Below are 21,574 nucleotides of genomic sequence, written 5' to 3' on the forward strand. Positions count from 1 at the left end.
CGCTCCCACAGGTACAAGGTGTGCCTGCCACCGACCATAACTGAGATTTGAAAATGACCGACACCCCCCATTTCCCGCTCTCCGCCGTGGTCGGCGCCGATGACTTGAAGCTCGCGCTGTACCTGACCGCCATCGATCCAAAAATCGGCGGCGTGCTGATCGAGGGCCCGCGCGGTATGGCCAAATCGACCCTGGCCCGAGGCTTGGCGGACCTGTTGGCCAGCGGTCAATTCGTCACCTTGCCCCTGGGTGCCACCGAAGAACGATTGGTGGGCACCCTCGATCTCGACGCGGCCCTGAGCGAGGGGCGCGCACAGTTTTCCCCCGGCGTACTGGCCAAAGCCGACGGCGGCGTGTTGTATGTCGATGAAGTCAATCTGCTGCCCGATCACCTCGTGGACTTGCTGCTCGACGTGGCCGCCAGCGGCACCAACCTGATCGAGCGCGACGGGATTTCCCATCGGCATTCGGCGAAGTTTGTGCTGATCGGCACCATGAACCCGGAAGAGGGCGAACTGCGCCCGCAATTGCTCGACCGCTTTGGCCTGAACGTTGCCCTCAGTGGCCACACCCCACCCGCCGGGCGCGGTCAGATCATCCGTCGTCGACTGGATTTCGACAGCGACCCGCAAGGGTTCTGCGCCGAGTGGGAAAGCCAGCAACACGCACTGCGCGAGCGTTGCCAAAAGGCGCGCTCGGCACTGGCGAATATTCCCCTCGACGATGCCGCGCTGGTGCAGATTACCGAGCGTTGTTTCGCTGCCAGCGTCGATGGCCTGCGGGCCGATCTGGTCTGGCTACGTGCAGCTCGGGCTCATGCGGCCTGGCGCGGAGCGAATGCCATTGGCGAAGAAGATATCGACGCGGTCGCCGAGTTTGCCTTGCGCCATCGCCGTCGCGAACATTCACCACCGGCGCCGCAACAATCACCCGCACAGCCGGCTTCCAATCAGAATCCCAACCCAAGCGAAAGTCAGGGCCAGTGGGGCGAAATGCCTGCCCAGGCGCTGCCGGTCGGCGCACGACGTGAAGTGCCGAGCTGGCCAAAAAAGCCCTAGGCATTCGCCCTCGATCAGACGCGGGGGCGAATGCCAGACCCCGCGCAGGACGGCTGGATCACGGCAGACAGGGCAAGCGTCACGCAGCCCGTAGCGGATCGATCAATTGGCCCGGCACCTTGCTCAATGGCCGACCGCGTCAACGCGACGATGTGCTGTTTCACCTGCGCACCCGCAGTCCTCATGAATTATGGCTGGTAATCGTCGACGCTTCGGCCTCGACCCGACGTCATCTGGCATTGAGCGATGCCAAGGGCTTGCTGGCGCAACTGTTCGACGATGCCTATCGACAGCGTGTGCGCCTGGCTTTGCTGACCGCCAGCGGCCATGCGCCGAAGTGGCAGGTGCAAGGGTTGAAAGCCTCCGCTGGCTTGCGCGACTGGCTTGACGGGCTCGGTGCCGGCGGCGGAACGCCGATGCTGGCGGCGCTGGGTGAGGCGGGGCGTTGGTTAGCAGCACGGCAAAAGCGTTTTCCGGCTGAACAGCAAAGGCTGTTGCTGGTGACGGATGGGCGGGTGAAGGAATGGTCAACGTTGCCGGCGCTGGAGTGTCCGGGGTTGCTGATCGACATTGAGCGCGGACCGATTCGCCTCGGACGGGCTAAAGTGTTGGCGGATCAACTGCAAACGCATTACCAGCATATCGATGATTTGTAGCCGAAAAGATCGCAGCCTTCGGCAGCTCCTACAGGACGTGGGTATAGCGGGTGCATCCGCGAATGATGGGTGTGCAACAATCAATGTAGGAGCTGCCGAAGGCGGCGATCTTTTGATCTTCACAGGAGTGACCCATGCGCGTTCTAGCCCGCAACGATCAGGACGATTTTCGCGTCAAAGCCTACGCTGGCACCAACGGCGTGTTGCTGGCGATCGATCTGGCTGAGCACCGTCGCAAAGGTCTGCTGGGGTTCGCCATCGAAAAACAGCAAGGCAGCAAACCCTGGTTGTTTCTGTTCAACAGCCTGACCTTCCCCGGCAAGGCTCATACATTCCCTCAGTTTCGCGCCACCCCCAGCGATACCGCGCCGTTGCAGAAGTTTCGCTGGGCCGACTACGCGGTCAATCCGGGTGTGACGATCCATTATCGGATTCACCTGGCCTACGGCACCGCCGATGCGCCGCAGTTGGGTGAGTTTCTGGAAGTAACGCTCACCACCGACAATGGCCTTCCAGCGGACCAAAACGTCATCTTCAATCGGGCGGTGGCCGCGAGTCAGGCCTTCCAGCGCAAATTCGCCGATGTCGATGCGTTGCTCAGCGCCAACAAAAAACTGCCCATCGAAGCCTGGCCCGACGCGCCGCGACAATGGCTGGAAAACGGTCTGCTCGCACGTTTGTTGGGGTTCATCGAACGGGCCGAGGATGGCCAATGGGCGTTGGACATCGCGATCTACGAATACCAGTTGAAGGTGATCGTCGATGCGGTGAACGCCGCCTTCGAGCGCGGCGTAAAGGTTCGGGTTCTGTACCACGCCCAACCGGACGAAGACACCACAGCACTGAACGAAGCCAGCCTGGAAAAAATCCCGGCGGCGAACAAGCGCGGGCGAGTCACGCACAACATCTTTCACAACAAGTTCATGGTCCTGAGCCGGCTCGACGCGGCGGGGCAGCATCAGCCCGAAGCGGTACTCTGCGGCAGCACCAATTTCACCGCCAACGGCGTTTATCGTCAGGCCAACGTTGTGCATGTGCTGGACGATGCTCGGGTTAGTGCCAGTTATCTGCAAACCTTCGAGCAAGTCTGGGCCACGCCAGCAGACGTCGGCGCCACCCGGGAATGGCTCACGGAAAACAATCCGATGCAGCCGGAGCAGGCGCTGTTCGCCGGCTTTTCACCGCGCTCGGGCCAGGGCGATTTGCGTGAGTTCGTCGAAATCATCGAGTCAGCCAAAAAAGACCTGCTGTTTGTCACGGCGTTTGCCTTGCCGGACGAAATACTCAACGCCTTGCTCGGCCAGCCCCACGACGACATCTTGCGTTACGGCCTGCAAAATACCGCCAGCAGCATCACCGGTTTCCACGCCGACCGCACCGCTCAATTTGCCGCCACCGCGCTGCTCAATACGGGTCTGGAAGGCTGGCTCAAGGAAAACATGAAAGGCCAGAAGGGCAACCTGCTGGTGCACACCAAAGCCATCGTCGTCGACTTCACCACCGACACACCGACGATCATCAGCGGCAGCCACAACCTCAGCGCCGCGGCCAGCAACGGCAATGACGAGAACTACCTGATCATCCGTGGCGACACCGACCTGGCCGATCGTTACGGACTGGAACTGCTGCGCTTTTACGAGCATTACCGGTTCCGCTACTTCGCAAAGAAACTGCAACTCAAGCAGGTCCGACCGTTGGCTCCGGATGACAGCTGGACCGATGATTATTACCTCCAAGGCGATCTACGCATGTTGTCGCGGTTGCGCTTTGCCGGACGATAAACAGCCTGACGGGTCGCTGTAGGAGCGAAGCTTGCTCGCGAAAGCAGTGTGTCAGGCGACATCAATGTTGGCTGTGCCGCCGTCTTCGCGGGCAAGCCACGCTCCCACAGGGTTTGCGTGTCACCGGCATCAGGGCCTGCTCGCGATAGCGATTTGTCAGACGACTCAAACATGACTCACAACCGTGCATTCAACAGCCCCCGTGCCCGAGGCGCTGTGCATAAAGTGCTGAAGGTTTTCTGCAACCACGGCAAGTCGTGGCGGGGTTTGCGGGCAATCTGTTTGGGCCTGAGCTTGCCGATGTGCTTTTTGAAGTTTTCTTCCAGGGTTTCCCGGGTTCCAATCCCCTTGAGCTTCTTCAGTAATTTCCCTTCCTTGTAAAACAGCACGGTGGGTGTGCCGGTGACATCCGGATGCCTGGGCGATTCGCCGGTGTTGAGCATGTAGATTTGCGCGTGATGCCGATAGGGCTCTGCAATCTGACGAAAAACCGGCTCGGCCATTTCGCAGGCGGGACAGTGTTGGCTGCCGAAATACAGGATCACCGGGCGCCAGGTTTTCAGCGCCTTGCGGTAGACCGCAGCCATGGTCGTGTGGGTGGTCATCGAGCTCATTGAAATCTCCTTTTCAAAGACAATCGAAGGCCTGTCGACGTTAAAGGAGGCGAGCAGGTGGGGTCTACTGTCAGAAATTACAGGTGGGGCTCCTGCTTCGTTTTGAATCGCTATGGCTTCAGATGTGGTGCAAGTACTCGAGCGTTGTGTCCCACGGTAGCGTTCTCTTATTTGTGCGTTTCGTAACGCCTTCCTGGCGCTAACGCGCATCCATCTGATTCAAAACACTTTTCAATTCTCCCGAGATTCGGCCCACAACCTGTGGCACACTTTCTGCTGTCTATTCCGTTGTTACATACTAAGTTCCGGTATAGCGGAATAAACATGACCTGGAGTGCTTGCCATGCATCGCCGACCTTCGTTGTTTAAAGCGTGTGTTTTTCTGTTCGCGGCTTCGGCCGCTGTCATGGGTGTCGCCCAAGCGGCAGACAGCAAGCTCGACAGCGTGCTGGCCCGTGGGAAGTTGATCGTGGGCACGGGCAGTACCAATGCGCCGTGGCACTTCCAGGGAGCGGATGGCAAGTTGCAGGGTTTTGATATTGATATCGCGCGGATGGTGGCCAAAGGGTTGTTCAACGACCCGAGCAAAGTCGAGTTCGTGGTGCAGTCGTCCGATGCGCGGATTCCCAATCTGCTGACCGACAAGGTCGACATGAGTTGCCAGTTCATCACCGTGACCGCCAGCCGCGCCCAGCAAGTGGCGTTCACCCTGCCGTACTACCGCGAAGGCGTGGGCCTGTTGTTACCGGCCAACAGCAAATACAAGGAAATCGAAGACCTGAAGGCCGCCGGCGACGGTGTGATCGTGGCGGTGCTGCAGAACGTGTACGCCGAAGAACTGGTGCATCAGGCGTTGCCCAAGGCCAAGGTCGATCAGTACGACAGCGTGGATTTGATGTATCAGGCGGTGAACTCCGGCCGTGCCGATGCCGCGGCCACCGATCAGTCGTCGGTGAAATACCTGATGGTGCAGAACGCTGGTCGCTATCGCAGCCCGGCTTATGCCTGGAGTCCGCAGACTTACGCATGTGCGGTCAAACGCGGCGATCAGGACTGGCTGAACTTCGTCAACACCGTGCTGCATGAAGCCATGACGGGCGTTGAGTTCCCGACTTACGCCGCGTCGTTCAAGCAGTGGTTCGGTGTAGACCTTCCGACACCTACGATCGGTTTCCCCGTCGAATACAAATGATCCCGTGAGAGCAGGGCGGTTTTAAATCGCCCCGCTCAAGGTACTGCTGACCATGAACTATCAGTTGAATTTTGCCGCCGTCTGGCGCGATTTCGACACCTTGCTGGCGGGGCTCGGTCTGGGTCTTGAGCTGGCGCTGGTGTCGATCGCCATCGGCTGCGTGATCGGCCTGCTGATGGCGTTTGCTTTGCTGTCAAAGCACCGCGCATTGCGGGCGCTGGCGTCGGTGTATGTGACGGTGATCCGTAATACGCCGATTCTGGTGTTGATTCTGTTGATCTACTTCGCGTTGCCGAGCCTTGGCATTCGTCTGGACAAGATCCCGTCCTTCATCATCACCCTGTCGCTGTATGCCGGGGCATACCTGACCGAAGTGTTTCGCGGCGGGTTGTTGAGCATTCCCAAGGGACTACGTGAAGCCGGCCTGGCCATCGGGCTCGGTGAATGGCAGGTCAAGGCGTACATCACCGTGCCGGTGATGCTGCGCAATGTGCTGCCGGCCCTGTCGAACAACTTCATTTCGCTGTTCAAGGACACCTCGCTGGCGGCGGCGATTGCCGTGCCGGAGCTGACCTATTACGCGCGCAAGATCAATGTCGAGAGCTACCGGGTGATTGAAACCTGGCTGGTGACCACAGCGCTCTATGTTGCGGCCTGTTACCTCATTGCCATGATGCTGCGTTACCTCGAGCAGCGTCTGGCGATTCGCCGATAGGAGGCCCCCATGTACGAATCCCCCAGCTGGTTGCATGAGTTATGGGTGGCGCGGGAAGTCCTGTGGCAGGGTTTTCTGACCAGTGTGCAGTGCTCGGCGCTGGCGATTTTGTTGGGCACGCTGGTCGGCATCGTTGCAGGTCTGGTGCTCACCTATGGCTCGGTCTGGATGCGCGCGCCGTTCCGGTTTTACGTCGACATCATTCGCGGCACGCCGGTGTTTGTATTGGTGTTGGCCTGCTTCTACATGGCGCCGGCACTGGGCTGGCAAATCAGCGCATTCGGGGCCGGCACCCTGGGGCTGACACTGTTTTGCGGCTCCCACGTCGCGGAGATTGTGCGCGGTGCATTGCAGGCGCTGCCCAGTGGCCAGATGGAAGCGAGCAAGGCCATCGGCCTGACGTTTTACCAGGCGCTGGGCTACGTGTTGTTACCCCAGGCGCTGCGGCAGATCTTGCCGACCTGGGTCAACTCGTCCACCGAGATCGTCAAGGCCTCGACGCTGTTGTCGGTGATCGGCGTTGCCGAATTGCTGCTCAGCACCCAGCAGATCATCGCCCGGACGTTCATGACCCTGGAGTTTTACCTGTTCGCCGGTTTGCTCTTTTTCATCATCAATTACGCCATCGAATTACTCGGCCGGCACATTGAAAAGCGGGTGGCCTTGCCATGACACAAGCTCAAGTTTCGACACAGGATCAAGCGCTGCTGGACATCCACGGCCTGCACAAACAATACGGCCAGCTCGAAGTGCTCAAGGGCGTCGACTTGACCATGCAGCGCGGCAACGTGGTCACGCTGATCGGCTCCAGCGGCTCGGGCAAGACCACGCTGCTGCGCTGCGTGAACATGCTCGAAGAGTTCCAGGGCGGGCAGATTCTGCTCGATGGCGAATCCATCGGCTATCACGAGGTCAACGGCAAGCGCGTGCGGCACCCGGAAAAAGTCATCGCCCGGCATCGAGCGATGACCGGCATGGCGTTCCAGCAATTCAATCTGTTCCCGCACCTCACCGCGTTGCAGAACGTCACCCTCGGGTTGCTCAAGGTCAAAAAGTTGCACAAGGATGAAGCCGTGGTGCTGGCGGAAAAATGGCTGGAGCGGGTGGGGCTGCTGGAACGTCGCGACCATTACCCCGGTCAGTTGTCTGGTGGTCAGCAACAGCGCGTGGCGATTGCCCGGGCGATTGCGATGAACCCGAGCCTGATGCTGTTCGATGAAGTCACCTCGGCCCTCGATCCGGAACTGGTCGGCGAAGTGTTGAACGTGATCAAGGGGCTGGCCGAAGACGGCATGACCATGCTGCTGGTGACCCACGAAATGCGCTTTGCCTTTGAAGTGTCAGACAAGATCGTGTTCATGAATCAGGGGCGGATCGAAGAGCAGGGGCCGCCCAAGGAACTGTTCGAACGCCCGCAGTCGCCGCGTCTGGCGGAATTTCTCAAGAACACTCGCTTTTAACTTTTTCAAGCAGGAGAAACACTCATGAGCATTACTCGTTACGGCACCGGCAGCACCGCCGGTGGCGGCCAGCCCCGTCCTTTCGCCCGCGCCGTCGAAGCTGATGGCTGGCTGCACGTGTCCGGCCAGGTGCCGGCGCTGGATGGTGAAATCATTGTGGGCGGCATCGTCGAGCAGACTCACCAGACCATGAAAAACCTGATCGCGATTCTGGAAGAGGCCGGTTACGGTCTGGAAGACGTAGTCCGTACCGGGGTGTGGCTGGAAGACCCACGGGATTTCTGGAGTTTCAATAAAGTGTTTTCCGAGTACTTCAAAAGCGAACACGCCCCGGCCCGAGCCTGTGTGCAGGCGAACATGATGGTCGATTGCAAGGTCGAGATTGATTGCGTCGCGTACAAGAAAAAGACCTGAACCGAGGCGCGCCCATCGCGGGCAAGCCCGCTCCCACAGGGATGGAAGGTGTGTCTGCAATCTGTGGCGGCACATAGAACCCTGTGGGAGCGTGGCTTGCCCGCGAAGGCGGCCTAACAGTCGCCGCAGCACTCTGGTTAAACTCCCGGCATATTAATGGGAACCACTAACATGACCGAAGACACCATCAAGCGCCGGGCTCGCGGTCTGGACCGGGCGTTCGACATTCTTGATTTCCTCAAGGAAATCGGCCAGCCCTTGCGCCCGAACGAAATCGCCAGCGGCATCGGCAGCCCGAAATCCACGGTCTACGAATTGGTCGCGTCCTTGTTGGAGCGGCGCATTCTTGAACCTGTGGGCAAGGACGGTCACGTTTACCTCGGTCGTCAGCTGTACTTCCTCGGTCAGGCGCATCTGCGTCATTTCGACCTGACCCGCGAGGCCGATCTTGCCTTGCAAGAGATCGTCAGCCAGACCCGCGAAACCGCGCAGATGTGCCTGCTCAACGGGCGCAAATACACCGTGGCGTTGATGAAAGAGGGCGAGCGGCATTTCCGCATTTCCTCGGACATCGGCGAGAACGCGCCAATCCCCTGGACCGCTTCCGGGCGCCTGTTGCTGGCGCATCTGAGCGATGAGCAGATCGTCGATTTGATCGACCCCGACGACTTCATCCTCCCCGGCGGTGAACACCTGCCGCTGGAGCGGTTTCTCGAGGAAATCCGCCAGGCCGGAATCGATGGGTTCTTTTCCTTCGATAGCGTCGCCGACACCTTTACCCATTGCTTCGCCGCCCCGGTGAAAGACCCGAACGGCGTGGCCATTGCGACCCTGTGCATCGTCGCCCCACGGGCCGATGCGAAGAGCAATTACAACGACTATCGCCGGGTGCTGATCGACAGTGCCAACAGCCTCGCCCGGCGTATCAACGAATAACAGCGGCTGCCTGCGGCCGCGAATGTGAGGAGTTCGACCATGTCTTCTGCCAAAAATACTGCCGCCGTGGAAAAGGGCTTTGCCCACACAGGCGCCAATCTTGTGCGCGACGTCAGCCTGCCTGCGCTGGTGCTGCACCGCGAAGCGCTGGAACACAACATTCGCTGGATGCAGGACTTCGTCAGCAACAGCGGCGCAGAACTGGCGCCGCACGGTAAAACCAGCATGACCCCGGCGCTGTTTCGTCGCCAACTGGACGCCGGTGCCTGGGGCATCACCCTGGCCAGCGCCACGCAAACCCGCGCGGCTTACGCCCATGGCGTGCACCGGGTGCTGATGGCCAATCAATTGGTCGGTACGCCGAACATGGCACTGATCGCCGATCTGTTGGCAGACCCGACCTTCGATTTCTATTGCATGGTCGATCACCCGGATAACGTCGCGGACCTCGGCGCGTATTTCGCTTCGCGCGGTGTGCGCCTGAACGTGATGATCGAGTACGGCGTGGTCGGCGGTCGTTGCGGCTGCCGCACCGAAGCCGAAGTCCTGGCGCTGGCCGAGGCGATCGCAGCTCAACCGGCGCTGGCATTGACCGGTATCGAGGGTTACGAAGGGGTGATTCACGGCGATCACGCGGTGAGCGGCATCCGTGAGTTCGCCGATTCCCTGGTGCGTCTGGCGGTGCAGTTGCAGGACAGCGGTGCGTTCGCCATTGCCAAACCGATCATCACGGCGTCGGGTTCGGCCTGGTACGACCTGATCGCTGAGTCGTTCGAAGCGCAGAATGCCGGCGGGCGTTTCCTCAGCGTGCTGCGCCCCGGCAGTTACGTGGCCCACGACCATGGCATCTACAAAGAAGCGCAATGCTGCGTGCTCGACCGTCGCAGCGACCTGCACGAAGGTTTGCGCCCGGCGCTGGAAGTCTGGGCGCATGTGCAGTCATTGCCGGAACCGGGTTTTGCGGTGATCGCCCTCGGCAAACGCGACGTCGCCTATGACGCCGGTCTGCCGGTGCCGTTGCTGCGTTACAAGGCCGGTGTGGTGCCGGCGACCGGCGAGGACGTGAGTGCCTGCAAGGTGACGGCGGTGATGGATCAGCATGCGTTCATGACCGTGGCGCCGGGGGTTGAGTTGCGGGTGGGCGATATCATTTCGTTCGGTACTTCGCACCCGTGTTTGACATTCGACAAGTGGCGCATTGGGTGTTTGGTGGATCAGCAGTTGAATGTCATCGAGACCATGGAAACGTGTTTTTAAGGTTCCAGACCGAGGTGCGGCCATCGCGGGCAAGCCCGCTCCCACAGGGATTTGTGAGTTGCCACAGATTGCAATCACACCAATAAATCTGTGGGAGCGGGCTTGCCCGCGATGACGGCCTACCAAACAACATCGCAATACCAGAGACCCCACAACGATGAGCAGCATCAACACCCTGGGCCCCAACACCCCGCGCATCGCCCTGATCGGTGAGTGCATGATCGAATTGCAGCAGCGCGCCGATGGCACGCTGCAACAAAGCTTCGGCGGCGATACCCTGAATACTGCGGTTTACCTGTCCCGAGAGTTGGGCAAGGGTGCCGAGGTGGATTACGTCACCGCCCTGGGCGATGACAGTTTCAGCGACGCGATGTGCCAGAGCTGGGCCAGCGAAGGCATTGGCCTGGAAATGGTCCAGCGTTTGCCCGGTCGCTTGCCCGGCCTGTATTGCATCCAGACCGATGCGGCCGGCGAGCGGCGTTTTCTCTACTGGCGCAACGAAGCGGCGGTGCGCGATTGCTTTACCACGCCGGCCGCCGCGCCGATTCTGGCGGCGCTGCCGGATTACGACGTGTTGTATTTCAGCGGCATCACCCTGGCGGTACTCGGTGAGCAGGGGCGGGAAAAGCTTCTGGAAACCCTGATCGAGGCCCGGCAACGGGATGCGCGGGTCGTGTTCGACAACAACTACCGGCCACGCTTGTGGGCGTCGATTGAAGAGGCACGGGCGGCTTATCGCAGTGTTCTGCCCTATATCGACCTGGCGTTGCTGACGGTTGACGACGAGCAGGCGCTGTTCGACTTTTCCGATTGCGCGGCGGTGTTTGCCGCTTATGAGCAGATGGGCACGCCCGAAGTGGTGCTCAAGCGCGGCGCCGAGGCGTGTCTGATTCGCTGTGATGGAGAGTCGTTCGAAGTGCCGGCGCAAGTGGTCGAACGGGTGGTGGACACCACGGCGGCGGGGGATTCGTTCAGCGCGGCGTATTTGGCTTGTCGGCTCAAGGGTGGCAGCCCGGTTGAGGCTGCCGAGGCTGGGCATCGGTTGGCGAGTCGGGTGATTCAGGTGCCTGGGGCACTCATTCCCGGAGATTGAAATGCAATCCCTGTAGGAGCTGCCGAAGGCTGCGATCTTTTGATCTTGATCTTCCCGGGAGCGCTGAAAATCAAGATCAAAAGATCGCAGCCTTCGGCAGCTCCTACGGGATTGTGTGTATCAGGGGGAGGGAATTAGCCCAGCTTCCAACCCATCAATCCCGGTAAAACACCTGCACCAGGTGATACCCGAACTTGCTCTTGATCGGCCCATGCACCACTCGCAGCGGTTTTTTGAAGATCACCGCATCGATCACGCCGACCATCTGCCCGGGCCGTACTTCGCCCAGGTCGCCGCCGCGTTTGCCGGACGGGCACGTGGAGTATTTCTTGGCCAGCACATCGAAGGCTTCGCCCTTGGCGATGCGTTGTTTGAGCTGCTCGGCTTCTTCCGAGGTTTTCACCAGAATATGGCGGGCTTGGGCTTTCATTGAGGCGTACCTTGCAACGGTGGTGGCTATGTTGGTGCCAGCGTGGGGCGCGCGATTATGCCTTAACTCAGTCCGCTTGGCCGATCATCGTGCGAATCTTGTTGGCCAGCAGGTCAATGGAAAAGGGTTTGGCCACCATGTCCATGCCTTCCTCCAGGAAACCCTGGCGTTCGGCGGCTTTCTCCGCATAACCGGTCATGAACAGCACCTTGAGGCCCGGGCGGTGCTGACGCGCGATTTCCGCCAGTTGCCGACCGTTCATGCCCGGCAACCCGACATCGGTCACCAGCAGATCGACCCGCAGGTCGGATTCCAGCAAGGGCAGGGCGGCCTTGGCGTCTTCGGCTTCATGAGCGTGATAACCCAACTCGTTGAGCAGGTCGAGCACCAGCATGCGCACCGCCGGATCGTCTTCCACCAGCACCACGGTTTCACCGGCAACCGCTGCCGGTGTTTCGCCGGTGATCGGCACCAACGTGTGTTCCGGCACCGCGACGTGCAGCCGTGGCAAATACAGGCGAACGCAGGTGCCCTGGCCCGGCAGGCTGTGAAGGCTGACGTGCCCGCCCGACTGCTGGGCGAAGCCATAGATCATCGACAGTCCAAGGCCGGTGCCCTGGCCGATGGGTTTGGTGGTGAAGAACGGGTCGAAGGCCTTGGCCAACACTGACGGGGTCATGCCGGCGCCGTTGTCGCTGACGGCAATCATCAGGTAATCCCCAGCCCTGACCGGTTCCAGAGGGGTAATGTCGCTACCGTCGAGGTGAACGTTGGCGGTTTCGATCAGGAGCTCGCCGCCTTCGGGCATCGCATCCCGGGCATTGATGACGAGGTTGAGCAGAGCGTTTTCCAGTTGGCTGACATCAGTACTGACCGGCCAGACTTCATCGGCCAGCTGCATTTTGAGTTCGATATGATCGCCCTTGGTCCGGCGGAACAAATCTTCCAGGGAATGCACGAGCTGGTTGGCATCAAGCGGCTTGCGATCCAGCGACTGACGCCGGGAGAACGCCAGCAGGCGATGGGTCAGGGCGGCGGCGCGGTGTGCCGAAGACACCGCGGCTTCGGTAAAACGCCCGATCTCGGCGGCACGCCCGTCGGCGATGTAGCGCTGCATCAAATCGAGGCTGCCGATGATCCCGGTGAGCATGTTGTTGAAGTCATGGGCGATGCCGCCGGTGAGCTGTCCCACCGCTTCCATTTTCTGCGCATGCCGCAAGGCGTCTTCGGCGCGCTCGCGCTCGAACATCTCGTTCTGCAGCCGCTGATTGGCTTCGGCCAGTTGTTGAGTGCGGGCGCTGACGCGTTCTTCAAGGGTTTCGTTGAGGTTGCGCAGGGCTTCTTCGGTCTGTTTGCGCTCAGTCTCGTCGATCACGAAGATGTAAAAACCATTGACCGCGCCGTCCGAGCCATGACGTGGCAGGTAGTTCATCAGGGCCTGGCGGGTGCTGCCATCGCGGTGAGCGGCGCTGATGCTGAAACTGCAAGCCTTGCCTTTCAGCGCCTCGGCAATGTATTCGGCGCGCAGGGCATAGGCTTCGTCGCCCAGCACTTCACGGATGGTGCGGCCGTAAAGCTCCTGGGGCGTCAGGCCGTACCATTCCAGATAAGCAGCATTGTTCAGGCGAAAGCACTCCTCACTGTCGACGTAACTGATCAGGATCGGCATGGCGTTGATGATCAGTTGCAGCTCGGTCTGGCTCTGGCGAAGGGCTTGTTCGATGTGTTTGCGTTCGGTCAGGTCCAGCGCGGCGCCGAGGAAGCGGATGGGCCGGCCATGATGGTCCTTGTAGCAGCGGCCTCGGGCAAACACCCAGCGCAATTGGCCGTCGGCTTGCAGCAAGCGATACTCCTCGGCGTACTCGCTGCCATGAGTAATGCAGTGCTTGATGCTGCGGGCAATCATGGCGCGGTCTTCCGGGTGTACGCCGTGGAGGTATTCGCTGATGGGCAACTGGCTGGCCATGGTCGGGTCGACGCCATGCAATTGGGCGAAGTGGGCATCGGCGATGAAACGGTCTTCGCCGATGTCCCAGTCCCAGGTGCCGACGGCATCGGTGGCGGCCAGCGCCAGTTGCAGGCGCTGCTCGGTTTCCTGCTGGGCCTTGAGGCTGGCGGCGGAGCGTTGTTCGAGTTCCAGGGCGATGCGGCGGCGTTCGTTGGTTTCGATGGCCGTGACCAGAATCCCGGCAACCTCGGCGCTTTCATTGCGAATGGGGCTGTAGGTCAAATCCAGCCAGAAGTCGGAATCTCGCCCGTCGCGCTGCAAGGTAAAGCGCTGTTCGCTGTAGGTCCGCACCTGGCCCTGTAGGACTGCGCTGTAAATCGGGTCGGTGAAGTCTTTCAGTTCTGGCCAGATCTGGTGCGTCGGTTGTCCGAAAGCATGAGGGTGTTTGCTGCCGGCGAGGAAGGCGAAGCCGTCGTTGTAGATCTGCGTAAGCTGCGGGCCCCATAGCAACAGCATCGGCATGGGCGAGTGAATCACAATGTCCACGGCGGTGCGCAGGCTCTGTGGCCAGTGATCGGCGGCGCCCAGCGGGTTGTTTGTCCAGTCCAGTCGAGCAATCAAGGCCTGGGAGTCGCTGGCGGTCGGTGGTGCGTTCATTACAATGTCCTGCGCGTCAGTCGGTGTGGCGGCGTCTACTATCCTTGCAGGGCGGTAGACGCTTGATGATCCGTTTTGGGTCATTTTTTCAATTGAATGCTTCGCGGGTGTTTTTTGCCATGGAAATCGATGCACTGTTGCAAATTCTGGCCAGCCGCAATGGCTCCGATCTTTACCTGTCGACGGGCGCGCCTCCCAGCGCGAAATTTGACGGTGTACTCAAACCCTTGGCCGAGTACCCGTTCAAACCCGGAGAAATCGCCGCCATTGCCGCGTCCATCATGGACGCCGAACAGCGCCTGGAGTTCGACCGGGAACTGGAAATGAACCTGGCGCTTTCCCTGGCCGGCGTCGGGCGCTTTCGGCTCAATATCTTCAAGCAGCGCAACGATGTGTCTATCGTGGCGCGCAACATCAAACTCGACATTCCACGCTTCGAAGACCTCAAGTTGCCTGCGGTGCTGCTCGAAACCGTCATGCTCAAACAGGGGCTGATATTGTTCGTCGGTTCGACCGGTTCCGGCAAGTCAACCTCGCTGGCGGCGCTGATCGATTACCGCAATCGCCACAGCAGCGGCCATATCATCACTATCGAAGACCCGGTCGAGTTTATCCATCGACACAAGAAGTCGATCGTCAACCAGCGTGAGGTCGGCGTAGACACCCGCAGTTTTCATGCAGCGTTGAAAAACACCCTGCGCCAGGCGCCGGACGTGGTGCTGATCGGCGAAATCCGTGACCGCGAGACTATGGAGCACGCGCTGGCGTTTGCCGATACCGGTCATCTGGTAATTTCCACTTTACATGCGCACAACGCCAATCAGGCGCTGGACCGCGTGATCAACTTCTTCCCCGAAGAACGTCGGACGCAACTGCTCCATGACTTGGGCAATAACCTCAAGGCCTTTGTTTCTCAGCGCCTGGTGCGGACCTGCGATGGGCAGCGCCGGGCGGCGGTGGAGATCATGCTGGGAACGCCGACCATCGGCGACCTGATCCGGCACAATGAGCTTTCCGAACTCAAAGGGATCATGGAGAAGTCTTCAGAGGTGGGTATGCAGACGTTTGATGGGGCGCTGTTCGAGCTGTTTGCCGAGGGCGCGATCGATGAGGCAGAGGCGTTGAAACATGCGGATTCGGTGAACAACTTGCGACTGCGCCTGAAAATGCACGCCGAGACTACGCCCGGGCCCCATACACCGCCGGGGGAATGGGGATTGGTGGACTAGCGCCGGCAACGACGATCAAATGTGGGAGCGGGCTTGCTCGCGAAGACGATTTCACATTCAACATGGATGTTGGCTGATAGACCGCTTTCGCGAGCAAGCCCGCTCCCACAGTGGATCTACGTTTCAATCATTCAATTCAGGGCGGTCACGAAACTGCTCCAGTGCCTCGGGATTGGCCAGTGCATCGGTGTTCTTCACCTTCTGGCCGTGCACCACATTCCTCACCGCCAGCTCGACCACCTTGCCGCTGATGGTCCGCGGAATGTCCGTCACCGCGACAATCTTCGCCGGCACATGCCGTGGTGTGGTGTTGGCGCGGATGACCTGGCGAATCTGTTGTTGCAGCGCTTCGTCCAGTTCGACACCGTCGCGCAACTTCACGAACAGCACCACCCGCACGTCATCCTGCCATTGCTGGCCGATGGCAACGCTGTCCAGCACCTGCGGGACTTTCTCCACCTGACGATAGATTTCCGCCGTGCCGATGCGCACGCCACCAGGGTTGAGCACCGCGTCGGAGCGGCCGTGGATCAGCATGCCGCCGTGAGGCAGTTGCTCGGCGTAATCGCCCTGGGCCCAGACGCCGGGGAACAGGCTGAAATAGGACTTTCGCAGTTTCTCCCCGTCAGGGTCATGCCACAAACCGATGGGCATGGCTGGAAAATGTCGGGTGCACACCAGTTCGCCTTTTTCCCCGATCACAGGCTGCCCGGCGTCGTTCCAGACTTCGACCGCCATGCCCAGGCTCTTGCACTGCATTTCGCCACGGCGTACCGGCAGCACCGGATTACCGATCACAAAGCACGAAACGATGTCGGTGCCGCCAGACATCGAGGACAGGCACAGGTCGGACTTGAACGCGCGATAGACGTAATCGAAGCTTTGCGGGGATAGCGCGGAACCGGTGGACAGCACGGTTTTGAGGCTGCTCAGGTCATGACTTTCGCACGGCTTCACGCCGTTGCTTTCCAGCGCGGTGAGGAACTTGGGGCTGGTGCCGAAGACGTTGATGCGTTCGTCGTCGATCAGGTCGATCAAGCGCTCCGGGCCTGGATGAAACGGCGAGCCGTCATACAGCACCACGGCGCTATCGACGGCCAAGGCCGAGACCAGCCAGTTCCACATCATCCAGCCGCATGTGGTGTAGTAGAACAAGCGGTCGCCGGGGCCGAGATCGGTGTGCAGACCATGTTCTTTGACATGTTGCAGCAGCACGCCGCCGGTGCTGTGAACAATGCACTTCGGCACGCCGGTGGTGCCGCTGGAATAAAGGATGTACAGCGGATGGGCGAAGGGCACGGGAACGAATTGCGGCTCGCCGCCCGGGTCGTAGAAGTCGTCCCAGAGCGTCACGTTGGCCTGGCTGCAGAAATCCTCGATGCGCGCCTGGGGGCGTGCGTAAGGCACAACGATCAACTGCTGCAAGGACGGCAGTTGCCCAAGGATTTCATTAACCTTGGCTGTCTGGTCGATGTCTTTGCCGGCGTAGCGGTAACCGGCGCAGGTGATCAGCACTTTCGGCTCGATCTGGCCGAAGCGGTCGATCACCCCATGGGTGCCGAAGTCGGGTGAAGAACAGGACCAGATCGCGCCCAGGCTGGTCGTCGCGAGCATGGCCACCAGGGTTTGCCAGGTGTTCGGCATGCACGCGGCCACGCGGTCGCCGAGGCCGACACCGGCAGCTTTCAGGCCGTTTTGAAAACCGGCGACATGGCTCGCCAGTTCGGCCCAGGTCAGTTGTTCCCGTTGGCCGTTTTCGCCGATGGCCACTACCGCCACGGCATCGTCGCGACGGCGCAGCAGGTGTTCGGCGAAGTTCAGCGTGGCGCCGGGGAACCACTGGGCGCTGGGCATTTGTGCGCCTTCTATCAGCACCGCGTCTGGCTGATCGTGAAAACGAATGTCGAAGAAATCGACGATGGCCTGCCAGAAAGCTGCCCGCTGATCGATGCTCCATTGATGGAGGGCAGGATAGTCGGCGATCTCAAGGGTGTGTCGCTGATTGACGAAGCGCCGGAAGGCCTCCATGCGGGTCTTGACGATGCGCTCGGTGCCGGGTTGCCAGAGGATGTCGGACATGGCTTGGCCTCTCTCGTTCCCGCGCTCTGCGTGGGATGCCTCAATGGACGCTCGGCGTCCGCTTTGGGACGCGGAGCGTCCCGGGCTGCATTCCCACGCAGAGCGTGGGAACGATCATGCAGGCTGGCGGGTTACTGCGCCAACCACCCACCATCAATATTCCACGCCGCGCCACGCACCTGGCTACCGGCCTCGCTGCATAAAAACAGCACCAACTCACCCAGCTGCGGCGGCGTCACGAATTCCAGCGACGGCTGCTTCTCGGCGAGCAAATCATGTTGCGCCTGCTGCGGGTCGATCCCGGTCGCGGCGCGATCATCGATCTGCTTCTGCACCAGCGGCGTCAGCACCCAACCCGGGCAGATGGCATTGCAGGTGACGTTCGTCGTAGCGGTTTCCAAGCCGACCACCTTGGTCAAACCGATCACTCCATGCTTGGCCGCGACGTACGCCGCCTTGCCCACCGAACCGACCTGGCCATGCACCGAGGCGATGTTGATGATCCGTCCCCAGCCCTTGGCGCGCATCCCCGGCAAACTCAAGCGGGTGCTGTGAAACACGGACGACAGGTTGATCGCAATGATCGAGTCCCAGCGCTCCACCGGAAAATCTTCCACCGACGCCACGTGCTGGATGCCCGCGTTGTTGACCAGGATATCCACGCCGCCGAACTCACGCTCGGCGTATTCAATCATCTCGGCGATCTGCACCGGGTCGCTGACGTCGGCCGGGTGATGGCCGACCTTGCCGCCGAATTGTTCAACTTCGGCAATTATCCTGGATGCGTCGCCGAAGCCGTTGAGGATCAGGTTGGCGCCAGCCTTGGCCAGGCTCAGGGCGATTCCCAGACCGATGCCGCTGGTGGAACCGGTGACCAGTGCGGTCTTGCCCGAAAGAGTCGTCATGAATACCTCACACAATGCCAGTGGCGTAGAAAGTACCGATCACCACAAAAACAGCGAGTGTCTTGATCAGCGTAATACAGAAAATGTCTTTGTAGGCCTCGCGGTGGGTCAAACCGGTAACCGCCAGCAAAGTAATCACCGCGCCGTTGTGCGGCAGGGTGTCCATGCCGCCACTGGCCATCGCGGCGACCCGGTGCAGCACTTCCAATGGAATATTGGCGGCGTGGGCGGCGCTGATGAACGTCTCGGACATCGCCGCCAGGGCAATGCTCATGCCGCCCGACGCCGAACCGGTGATGCCGGCCAGCAGGGTCACGGTAATCGCTTCATTGACCAGCGGGTTGGGAATGCTTTTGAGCCAGCCGGACAACACCAGAAAACCCGGCAGCGAGGCGATCACCGCGCCGAAACCGTATTCCGACGCGGTGTTCATCGCCGCCAGCAGCGCGCCGCTGACCGCACTTTTACTGCCTTCGGCCAACTTGCCGCGAATCGTCTGAAAGGCGAACACCAGCACCATGACGATGCCTACCAGCAAGGCTGCCTGAACCGCCCAGATCGCCGTCAGTTTGGCGATGTCGGTGGTCACCGGTGCTGCCATTCCCGGCAGCGAGAGGCTGTGAGTCTTGCCGTACCACTCTGGAATCCAGCGGGTGAACAGCAGGTTCATCAGGCCCACCATTAACAGCGGCGACAGTGCGATCCATGGATTAGGCAGCTTGATGTCCGGCGCGGTTTCCGGCTCGTTGCGCAGCTCGGAACCATAACCCTCACCCCTGCGCTGGGCCTTGTTGCGTTGGCTCTGAAGGAACAGCATGCCGGCGCTGAACACGAAAATCGTGCCGATCACCCCCAGCCACGGCGCCGCCCAGGCGGTGGTGTTGAAGAAGGTGCTGGGGATGATGTTCTGGATCTGCGGCGTGCCGGGCAGGGCATCCATGGTGAACGAGAATGCGCCGAGGGCGATGGTCGCCGGGATCAGGCGTTTGGGGATATTGCTCTGGCGGAACATCTCTGCGGCAAACGGGTAGACCGCAAACACCACCACAAACAGCGACACGCCGCCGTAAGTGAGCAGGGCGCAGACCAGCACGATCACCAGCATCGCCTGGCGTGTGCCGAGCAAGCGAATGGCCGCTGCGACGATGGAGCGCGAGAAGCCCGACAACTCGATCAGCTTGCCGAACACGGCACCGAGCAGGAACACTGGGAAATACAGTTTGACGAAGCCGACCATTTTTTCCATGAACACCCCGGTGAAGACTGGGGCAACGGCGGAAGGGTCGGTGAGCAGGACGGCGCCGAGGGCGGCGATCGGGGCAAAGAGGATAACGCTGTAGCCACGGTAAGCAGCCACCATCAGCAGCGTGAGAGCTGCCAAGGCAATGATCACACTCATGGTGTGTCTCCTGGATTGTTATTTTTGTAGGGTGAGGCTTTGTGGGGAGGGCTATAGCGAGTTTCGTGCCATAAGATTAAGTTATTGAAATATAAGATTTTATTATGATTTTTTTGAGCGCTTGGAAGACTGCGGTCTCTATTTTGAGACGTGCAGCGCCCAAAAAGATCGCAGCCTTCGGCAGCTCCTACAGGGGAACGCGGAAATTCACTGTAGGAGCTGCCGAAGGCTGCGATCTTTTGATCTTGAAAATATATCTACCAATGGAGACCAATGTCTCTTTATGTAGACTCGGCAATCCCCAACGCCACCATCTTCTTGTACAACGTCGACCGCCCCAGCCCCAACCGAGCCGCCGCGTCGATAACCTTCCCCCCGCATTGCGCGAGGGCGGATTCAATCAATTGCCGATCAAACCGTTCGCGAGCCTCACTGAAGGTTTCATGGGCAACCGGCTCGATGGCTAGGGGCGCCACACGCTGCACCGGGGTAAAACTGCCAATCGCCGCGCGGATATCCGCTGCGTTCAGCATCAAATCATCACTGAGCAACGCCGCGCGCTCCAGCACGTTGCGCAGTTCGCGGATGTTCCCTGGCCAGGCGTGTTGACCCAACAAATCCAAAGCTTCGGGGTTCAGTTCGTGCTGACTGCGCAGCTCCTCGAGGATCGCTTCGCTGAGGGCCGGCAGGTCGTCGAGGCGATCACGCAGGGGCGGGACCTGAATCGGCAGCACGTTGAGGCGGTAATACAAATCGGCGCGAAACTCGCCGCGTTTGATCGCCGCTTCCAGATCGGTGGAAGTGGCCGCGATCACCCGCACATCGCTCTGGATCACTTCATTGGAGCCCACCGGCTCGAACTCCTTTTCCTGCAACACTCGCAGCAGTTTGCTTTGCAGTGGCAGCGGCATATCGCCGATTTCATCGAGAAACAGCGTGCCGCCCTGAGCGATTTGCAACTTGCCGGTGCGGCCCTTGCGATCGGCGCCGGTGAATGCGCCGGGGGCGGTGCCAAAGAACTCGGCTTCCAGCAGTGACTCGGGAATCGCCGCGCTGTTGATACTGACGAAAGCTTTATGCGCCCGAGGCGAAGCGCCGTGGATCGCCTGGGCCAGCAGCTCCTTGCCGGTGCCGGTTTCGCCGAGCAACAACACCGGTGACTCGGCACTGGCGCTGCGCCGGGCGCGGCGTTTGACTTCCAGGCTGGCGGCGCTGGTGCCGATGAAATGGGCGAAGTTGTACTTGGTCTGCCGCGCCCGCAGCAGCGAGCGGGTCGAGGCCAGTTCTTCCTGCATGCTCAGGTAGCGCTTGAGCATCGGCGACAGGCTGCGCAACTCGTCGAACAGGGCAAAACCGATGGCGCCAATCACCGCGCCGGCATCGTCGTGAATCGGCAGGCGCATCACCACCAGCGGTTCCTTGGGGGTGTCCTGCATGTCCAGCAGGATGGGTCGTCCGGTGCGCACCACGTCGCGCAACAGGCTGCCGGGGATCACGCTTTCACAGGCCCTGCCGATCGCACCTTCGGCCGATTCGAGGCCGAAACGCCGGGCATAACGCTCGTTCATCCAGACGATGTTCGCATCGCGGTCGACAATCACCGTGCCTTCGCTCGATTGCTCGATGATTTCGAACAGCGAGCGGATCGCCAGGGTGCGAACGCGCTGGTAGTCCTTGAGGCTTTCGGTGGTGTTCATGGGGGCTGATCCTGATTAAGTATTGCCTGTGCTGGCCCAATCGCGGGCAAGCCC

At 60.4% G+C, this 21,574-nt stretch carries 19 protein-coding genes; 12 read left to right on the forward strand and 7 right to left on the reverse strand.

What is annotated here, in order from left to right:
- The first annotated feature begins 53 nt into the window (after positions 1-53).
- From TU81_RS00875 to TU81_RS00885, 3 genes are all read left to right on the forward strand, one after another.
- On the forward strand, positions 54-1,058 hold the full coding sequence (locus tag TU81_RS00875; protein WP_048392731.1) for an ATP-binding protein: 1,005 nt from the start codon (positions 54-56) through the stop codon (positions 1,056-1,058).
- A 119-nt stretch (positions 1,059-1,177) separates the two neighbouring features.
- A complete protein-coding gene (locus TU81_RS00880; RefSeq protein ID WP_048392733.1) occupies positions 1,178-1,714 on the forward strand; it encodes a vWA domain-containing protein in 537 nt (178 codons plus the stop codon).
- Positions 1,715-1,848: 134 nt separating this feature from the next.
- Positions 1,849-3,495 carry a phospholipase D-like domain-containing protein gene (locus TU81_RS00885; protein WP_048392736.1) on the forward strand — a complete coding sequence of 549 codons (1,647 nt, stop codon included), beginning with the start codon at positions 1,849-1,851 and terminating at the stop codon, positions 3,493-3,495.
- Positions 3,496-3,671: 176 nt separating this feature from the next.
- Here TU81_RS00885 and TU81_RS00890 read toward each other — a convergent pair whose 3' ends face one another.
- Entirely contained in the window at positions 3,672-4,109 is a 438-nt protein-coding gene (locus TU81_RS00890) for a thioredoxin family protein (protein ID WP_038982955.1), read from the reverse strand.
- A 343-nt stretch (positions 4,110-4,452) separates the two neighbouring features.
- Here TU81_RS00890 and TU81_RS00895 point away from each other — a divergent pair, with 343 nt between their 5' ends.
- From TU81_RS00895 to TU81_RS00930, 8 genes are all read left to right on the forward strand, one after another.
- Complete coding sequence (locus TU81_RS00895; protein ID WP_038982957.1) at positions 4,453-5,301, forward strand: transporter substrate-binding domain-containing protein; 849 nt, start codon at positions 4,453-4,455, stop codon at positions 5,299-5,301.
- Positions 5,302-5,353: 52 nt separating this feature from the next.
- Positions 5,354-6,016, forward strand: coding sequence for an amino acid ABC transporter permease (locus TU81_RS00900; RefSeq protein ID WP_038982959.1), 663 nt, complete (start codon positions 5,354-5,356; stop codon positions 6,014-6,016).
- A gap of 9 nt (positions 6,017-6,025) precedes the next feature.
- Positions 6,026-6,688 carry an amino acid ABC transporter permease gene (locus tag TU81_RS00905; protein WP_038982961.1) on the forward strand — a complete coding sequence of 221 codons (663 nt, stop codon included), beginning with the start codon at positions 6,026-6,028 and terminating at the stop codon, positions 6,686-6,688.
- Positions 6,685-7,476, forward strand: a complete 792-nt coding sequence (locus tag TU81_RS00910) for an amino acid ABC transporter ATP-binding protein (RefSeq protein ID WP_048392737.1) — start codon at positions 6,685-6,687, stop codon at positions 7,474-7,476. Before TU81_RS00905 ends, TU81_RS00910 begins: the two co-directional genes overlap by 4 nt.
- Before the next feature lie 24 nt (positions 7,477-7,500).
- Positions 7,501-7,890 carry a RidA family protein gene (locus TU81_RS00915; protein WP_048392740.1) on the forward strand — a complete coding sequence of 130 codons (390 nt, stop codon included), beginning with the start codon at positions 7,501-7,503 and terminating at the stop codon, positions 7,888-7,890.
- 171 nt (positions 7,891-8,061) lie between these two features.
- Positions 8,062-8,826: an IclR family transcriptional regulator gene (locus TU81_RS00920; protein WP_048392741.1), complete on the forward strand. Its 765-nt coding sequence runs from the start codon at positions 8,062-8,064 to the stop codon at positions 8,824-8,826.
- 39 nt (positions 8,827-8,865) lie between these two features.
- Positions 8,866-10,083, forward strand: a complete 1,218-nt coding sequence (locus TU81_RS00925; protein ID WP_048392743.1) for an amino acid deaminase — start codon at positions 8,866-8,868, stop codon at positions 10,081-10,083.
- Positions 10,084-10,240: 157 nt separating this feature from the next.
- Entirely contained in the window at positions 10,241-11,176 is a 936-nt protein-coding gene (locus TU81_RS00930) for a sugar kinase (RefSeq protein WP_048392746.1), read from the forward strand.
- Positions 11,177-11,330: 154 nt separating this feature from the next.
- Here TU81_RS00930 and TU81_RS00935 read toward each other — a convergent pair whose 3' ends face one another.
- Both TU81_RS00935 and TU81_RS00940 read right to left on the reverse strand, forming a co-directional pair.
- Positions 11,331-11,606 carry a peptidylprolyl isomerase gene (locus TU81_RS00935; RefSeq protein WP_007898282.1) on the reverse strand — a complete coding sequence of 92 codons (276 nt, stop codon included), beginning with the start codon at positions 11,604-11,606 and terminating at the stop codon, positions 11,331-11,333.
- A gap of 67 nt (positions 11,607-11,673) precedes the next feature.
- The gene (locus TU81_RS00940) at positions 11,674-14,211 is read right to left on the reverse strand and encodes a PAS domain-containing hybrid sensor histidine kinase/response regulator (protein ID WP_048392749.1); all 2,538 of its coding nucleotides are present in this window, start codon (positions 14,209-14,211) and stop codon (positions 11,674-11,676) included.
- A gap of 119 nt (positions 14,212-14,330) precedes the next feature.
- On the opposite strand from TU81_RS00940, the gene TU81_RS00945 reads away from it, so the two are divergent.
- The gene (locus TU81_RS00945) at positions 14,331-15,440 is read left to right on the forward strand and encodes a PilT/PilU family type 4a pilus ATPase (protein WP_048393580.1); all 1,110 of its coding nucleotides are present in this window, start codon (positions 14,331-14,333) and stop codon (positions 15,438-15,440) included.
- 123 nt (positions 15,441-15,563) lie between these two features.
- On the opposite strand, the gene TU81_RS00950 is transcribed toward TU81_RS00945, so the two are convergent.
- From TU81_RS00950 to TU81_RS00965, 4 genes are all read right to left on the reverse strand, one after another.
- The gene (locus tag TU81_RS00950; protein WP_048392751.1) at positions 15,564-17,519 is read right to left on the reverse strand and encodes an acetoacetate--CoA ligase; all 1,956 of its coding nucleotides are present in this window, start codon (positions 17,517-17,519) and stop codon (positions 15,564-15,566) included.
- Between the two features lie 131 nt (positions 17,520-17,650).
- Complete coding sequence (gene hbdH / locus TU81_RS00955; RefSeq protein WP_038982973.1) at positions 17,651-18,424, reverse strand: 3-hydroxybutyrate dehydrogenase; 774 nt, start codon at positions 18,422-18,424, stop codon at positions 17,651-17,653.
- A gap of 7 nt (positions 18,425-18,431) precedes the next feature.
- Positions 18,432-19,823 (reverse strand): GntP family permease, encoded by a 1,392-nt coding sequence (locus tag TU81_RS00960; protein WP_038982974.1) that lies wholly within the window; start codon positions 19,821-19,823, stop codon positions 18,432-18,434.
- Between the two features lie 281 nt (positions 19,824-20,104).
- Entirely contained in the window at positions 20,105-21,520 is a 1,416-nt protein-coding gene (locus TU81_RS00965) for a sigma-54 interaction domain-containing protein (protein WP_048392757.1), read from the reverse strand.
- Positions 21,521-21,574: the final 54 nt, after the last annotated feature.

The organism is Pseudomonas lini (genome assembly GCF_001042905.1).
In the GTDB taxonomy this organism is placed as follows: Bacteria; Pseudomonadota; Gammaproteobacteria; order Pseudomonadales; family Pseudomonadaceae; genus Aquipseudomonas; species Aquipseudomonas lini.

Coding starts and splice junctions, on each gene's coding strand:
- hbdH (WP_038982973.1), bottom strand. CDS start 18,424: ATGACGACTCTTTCGGGCAAGACCGCACTGGTCACCGGTTCCACCAGC.
- TU81_RS00915 (WP_048392740.1), top strand. CDS start 7,501: ATGAGCATTACTCGTTACGGCACCGGCAGCACCGCCGGTGGCGGCCAG.
- TU81_RS00965 (WP_048392757.1), bottom strand. CDS start 21,520: ATGAACACCACCGAAAGCCTCAAGGACTACCAGCGCGTTCGCACCCTG.
- TU81_RS00940 (WP_048392749.1), bottom strand. CDS start 14,211: ATGAACGCACCACCGACCGCCAGCGACTCCCAGGCCTTGATTGCTCGA.
- TU81_RS00960 (WP_038982974.1), bottom strand. CDS start 19,823: ATGAGTGTGATCATTGCCTTGGCAGCTCTCACGCTGCTGATGGTGGCT.
- TU81_RS00895 (WP_038982957.1), top strand. CDS start 4,453: ATGCATCGCCGACCTTCGTTGTTTAAAGCGTGTGTTTTTCTGTTCGCG.
- TU81_RS00910 (WP_048392737.1), top strand. CDS start 6,685: ATGACACAAGCTCAAGTTTCGACACAGGATCAAGCGCTGCTGGACATC.
- TU81_RS00890 (WP_038982955.1), bottom strand. CDS start 4,109: ATGAGCTCGATGACCACCCACACGACCATGGCTGCGGTCTACCGCAAG.
- TU81_RS00935 (WP_007898282.1), bottom strand. CDS start 11,606: ATGAAAGCCCAAGCCCGCCATATTCTGGTGAAAACCTCGGAAGAAGCC.
- TU81_RS00905 (WP_038982961.1), top strand. CDS start 6,026: ATGTACGAATCCCCCAGCTGGTTGCATGAGTTATGGGTGGCGCGGGAA.
- TU81_RS00950 (WP_048392751.1), bottom strand. CDS start 17,519: ATGTCCGACATCCTCTGGCAACCCGGCACCGAGCGCATCGTCAAGACC.
- TU81_RS00925 (WP_048392743.1), top strand. CDS start 8,866: ATGTCTTCTGCCAAAAATACTGCCGCCGTGGAAAAGGGCTTTGCCCAC.
- TU81_RS00885 (WP_048392736.1), top strand. CDS start 1,849: ATGCGCGTTCTAGCCCGCAACGATCAGGACGATTTTCGCGTCAAAGCC.
- TU81_RS00900 (WP_038982959.1), top strand. CDS start 5,354: ATGAACTATCAGTTGAATTTTGCCGCCGTCTGGCGCGATTTCGACACC.
- TU81_RS00875 (WP_048392731.1), top strand. CDS start 54: ATGACCGACACCCCCCATTTCCCGCTCTCCGCCGTGGTCGGCGCCGAT.
- TU81_RS00920 (WP_048392741.1), top strand. CDS start 8,062: ATGACCGAAGACACCATCAAGCGCCGGGCTCGCGGTCTGGACCGGGCG.
- TU81_RS00945 (WP_048393580.1), top strand. CDS start 14,331: ATGGAAATCGATGCACTGTTGCAAATTCTGGCCAGCCGCAATGGCTCC.
- TU81_RS00930 (WP_048392746.1), top strand. CDS start 10,241: ATGAGCAGCATCAACACCCTGGGCCCCAACACCCCGCGCATCGCCCTG.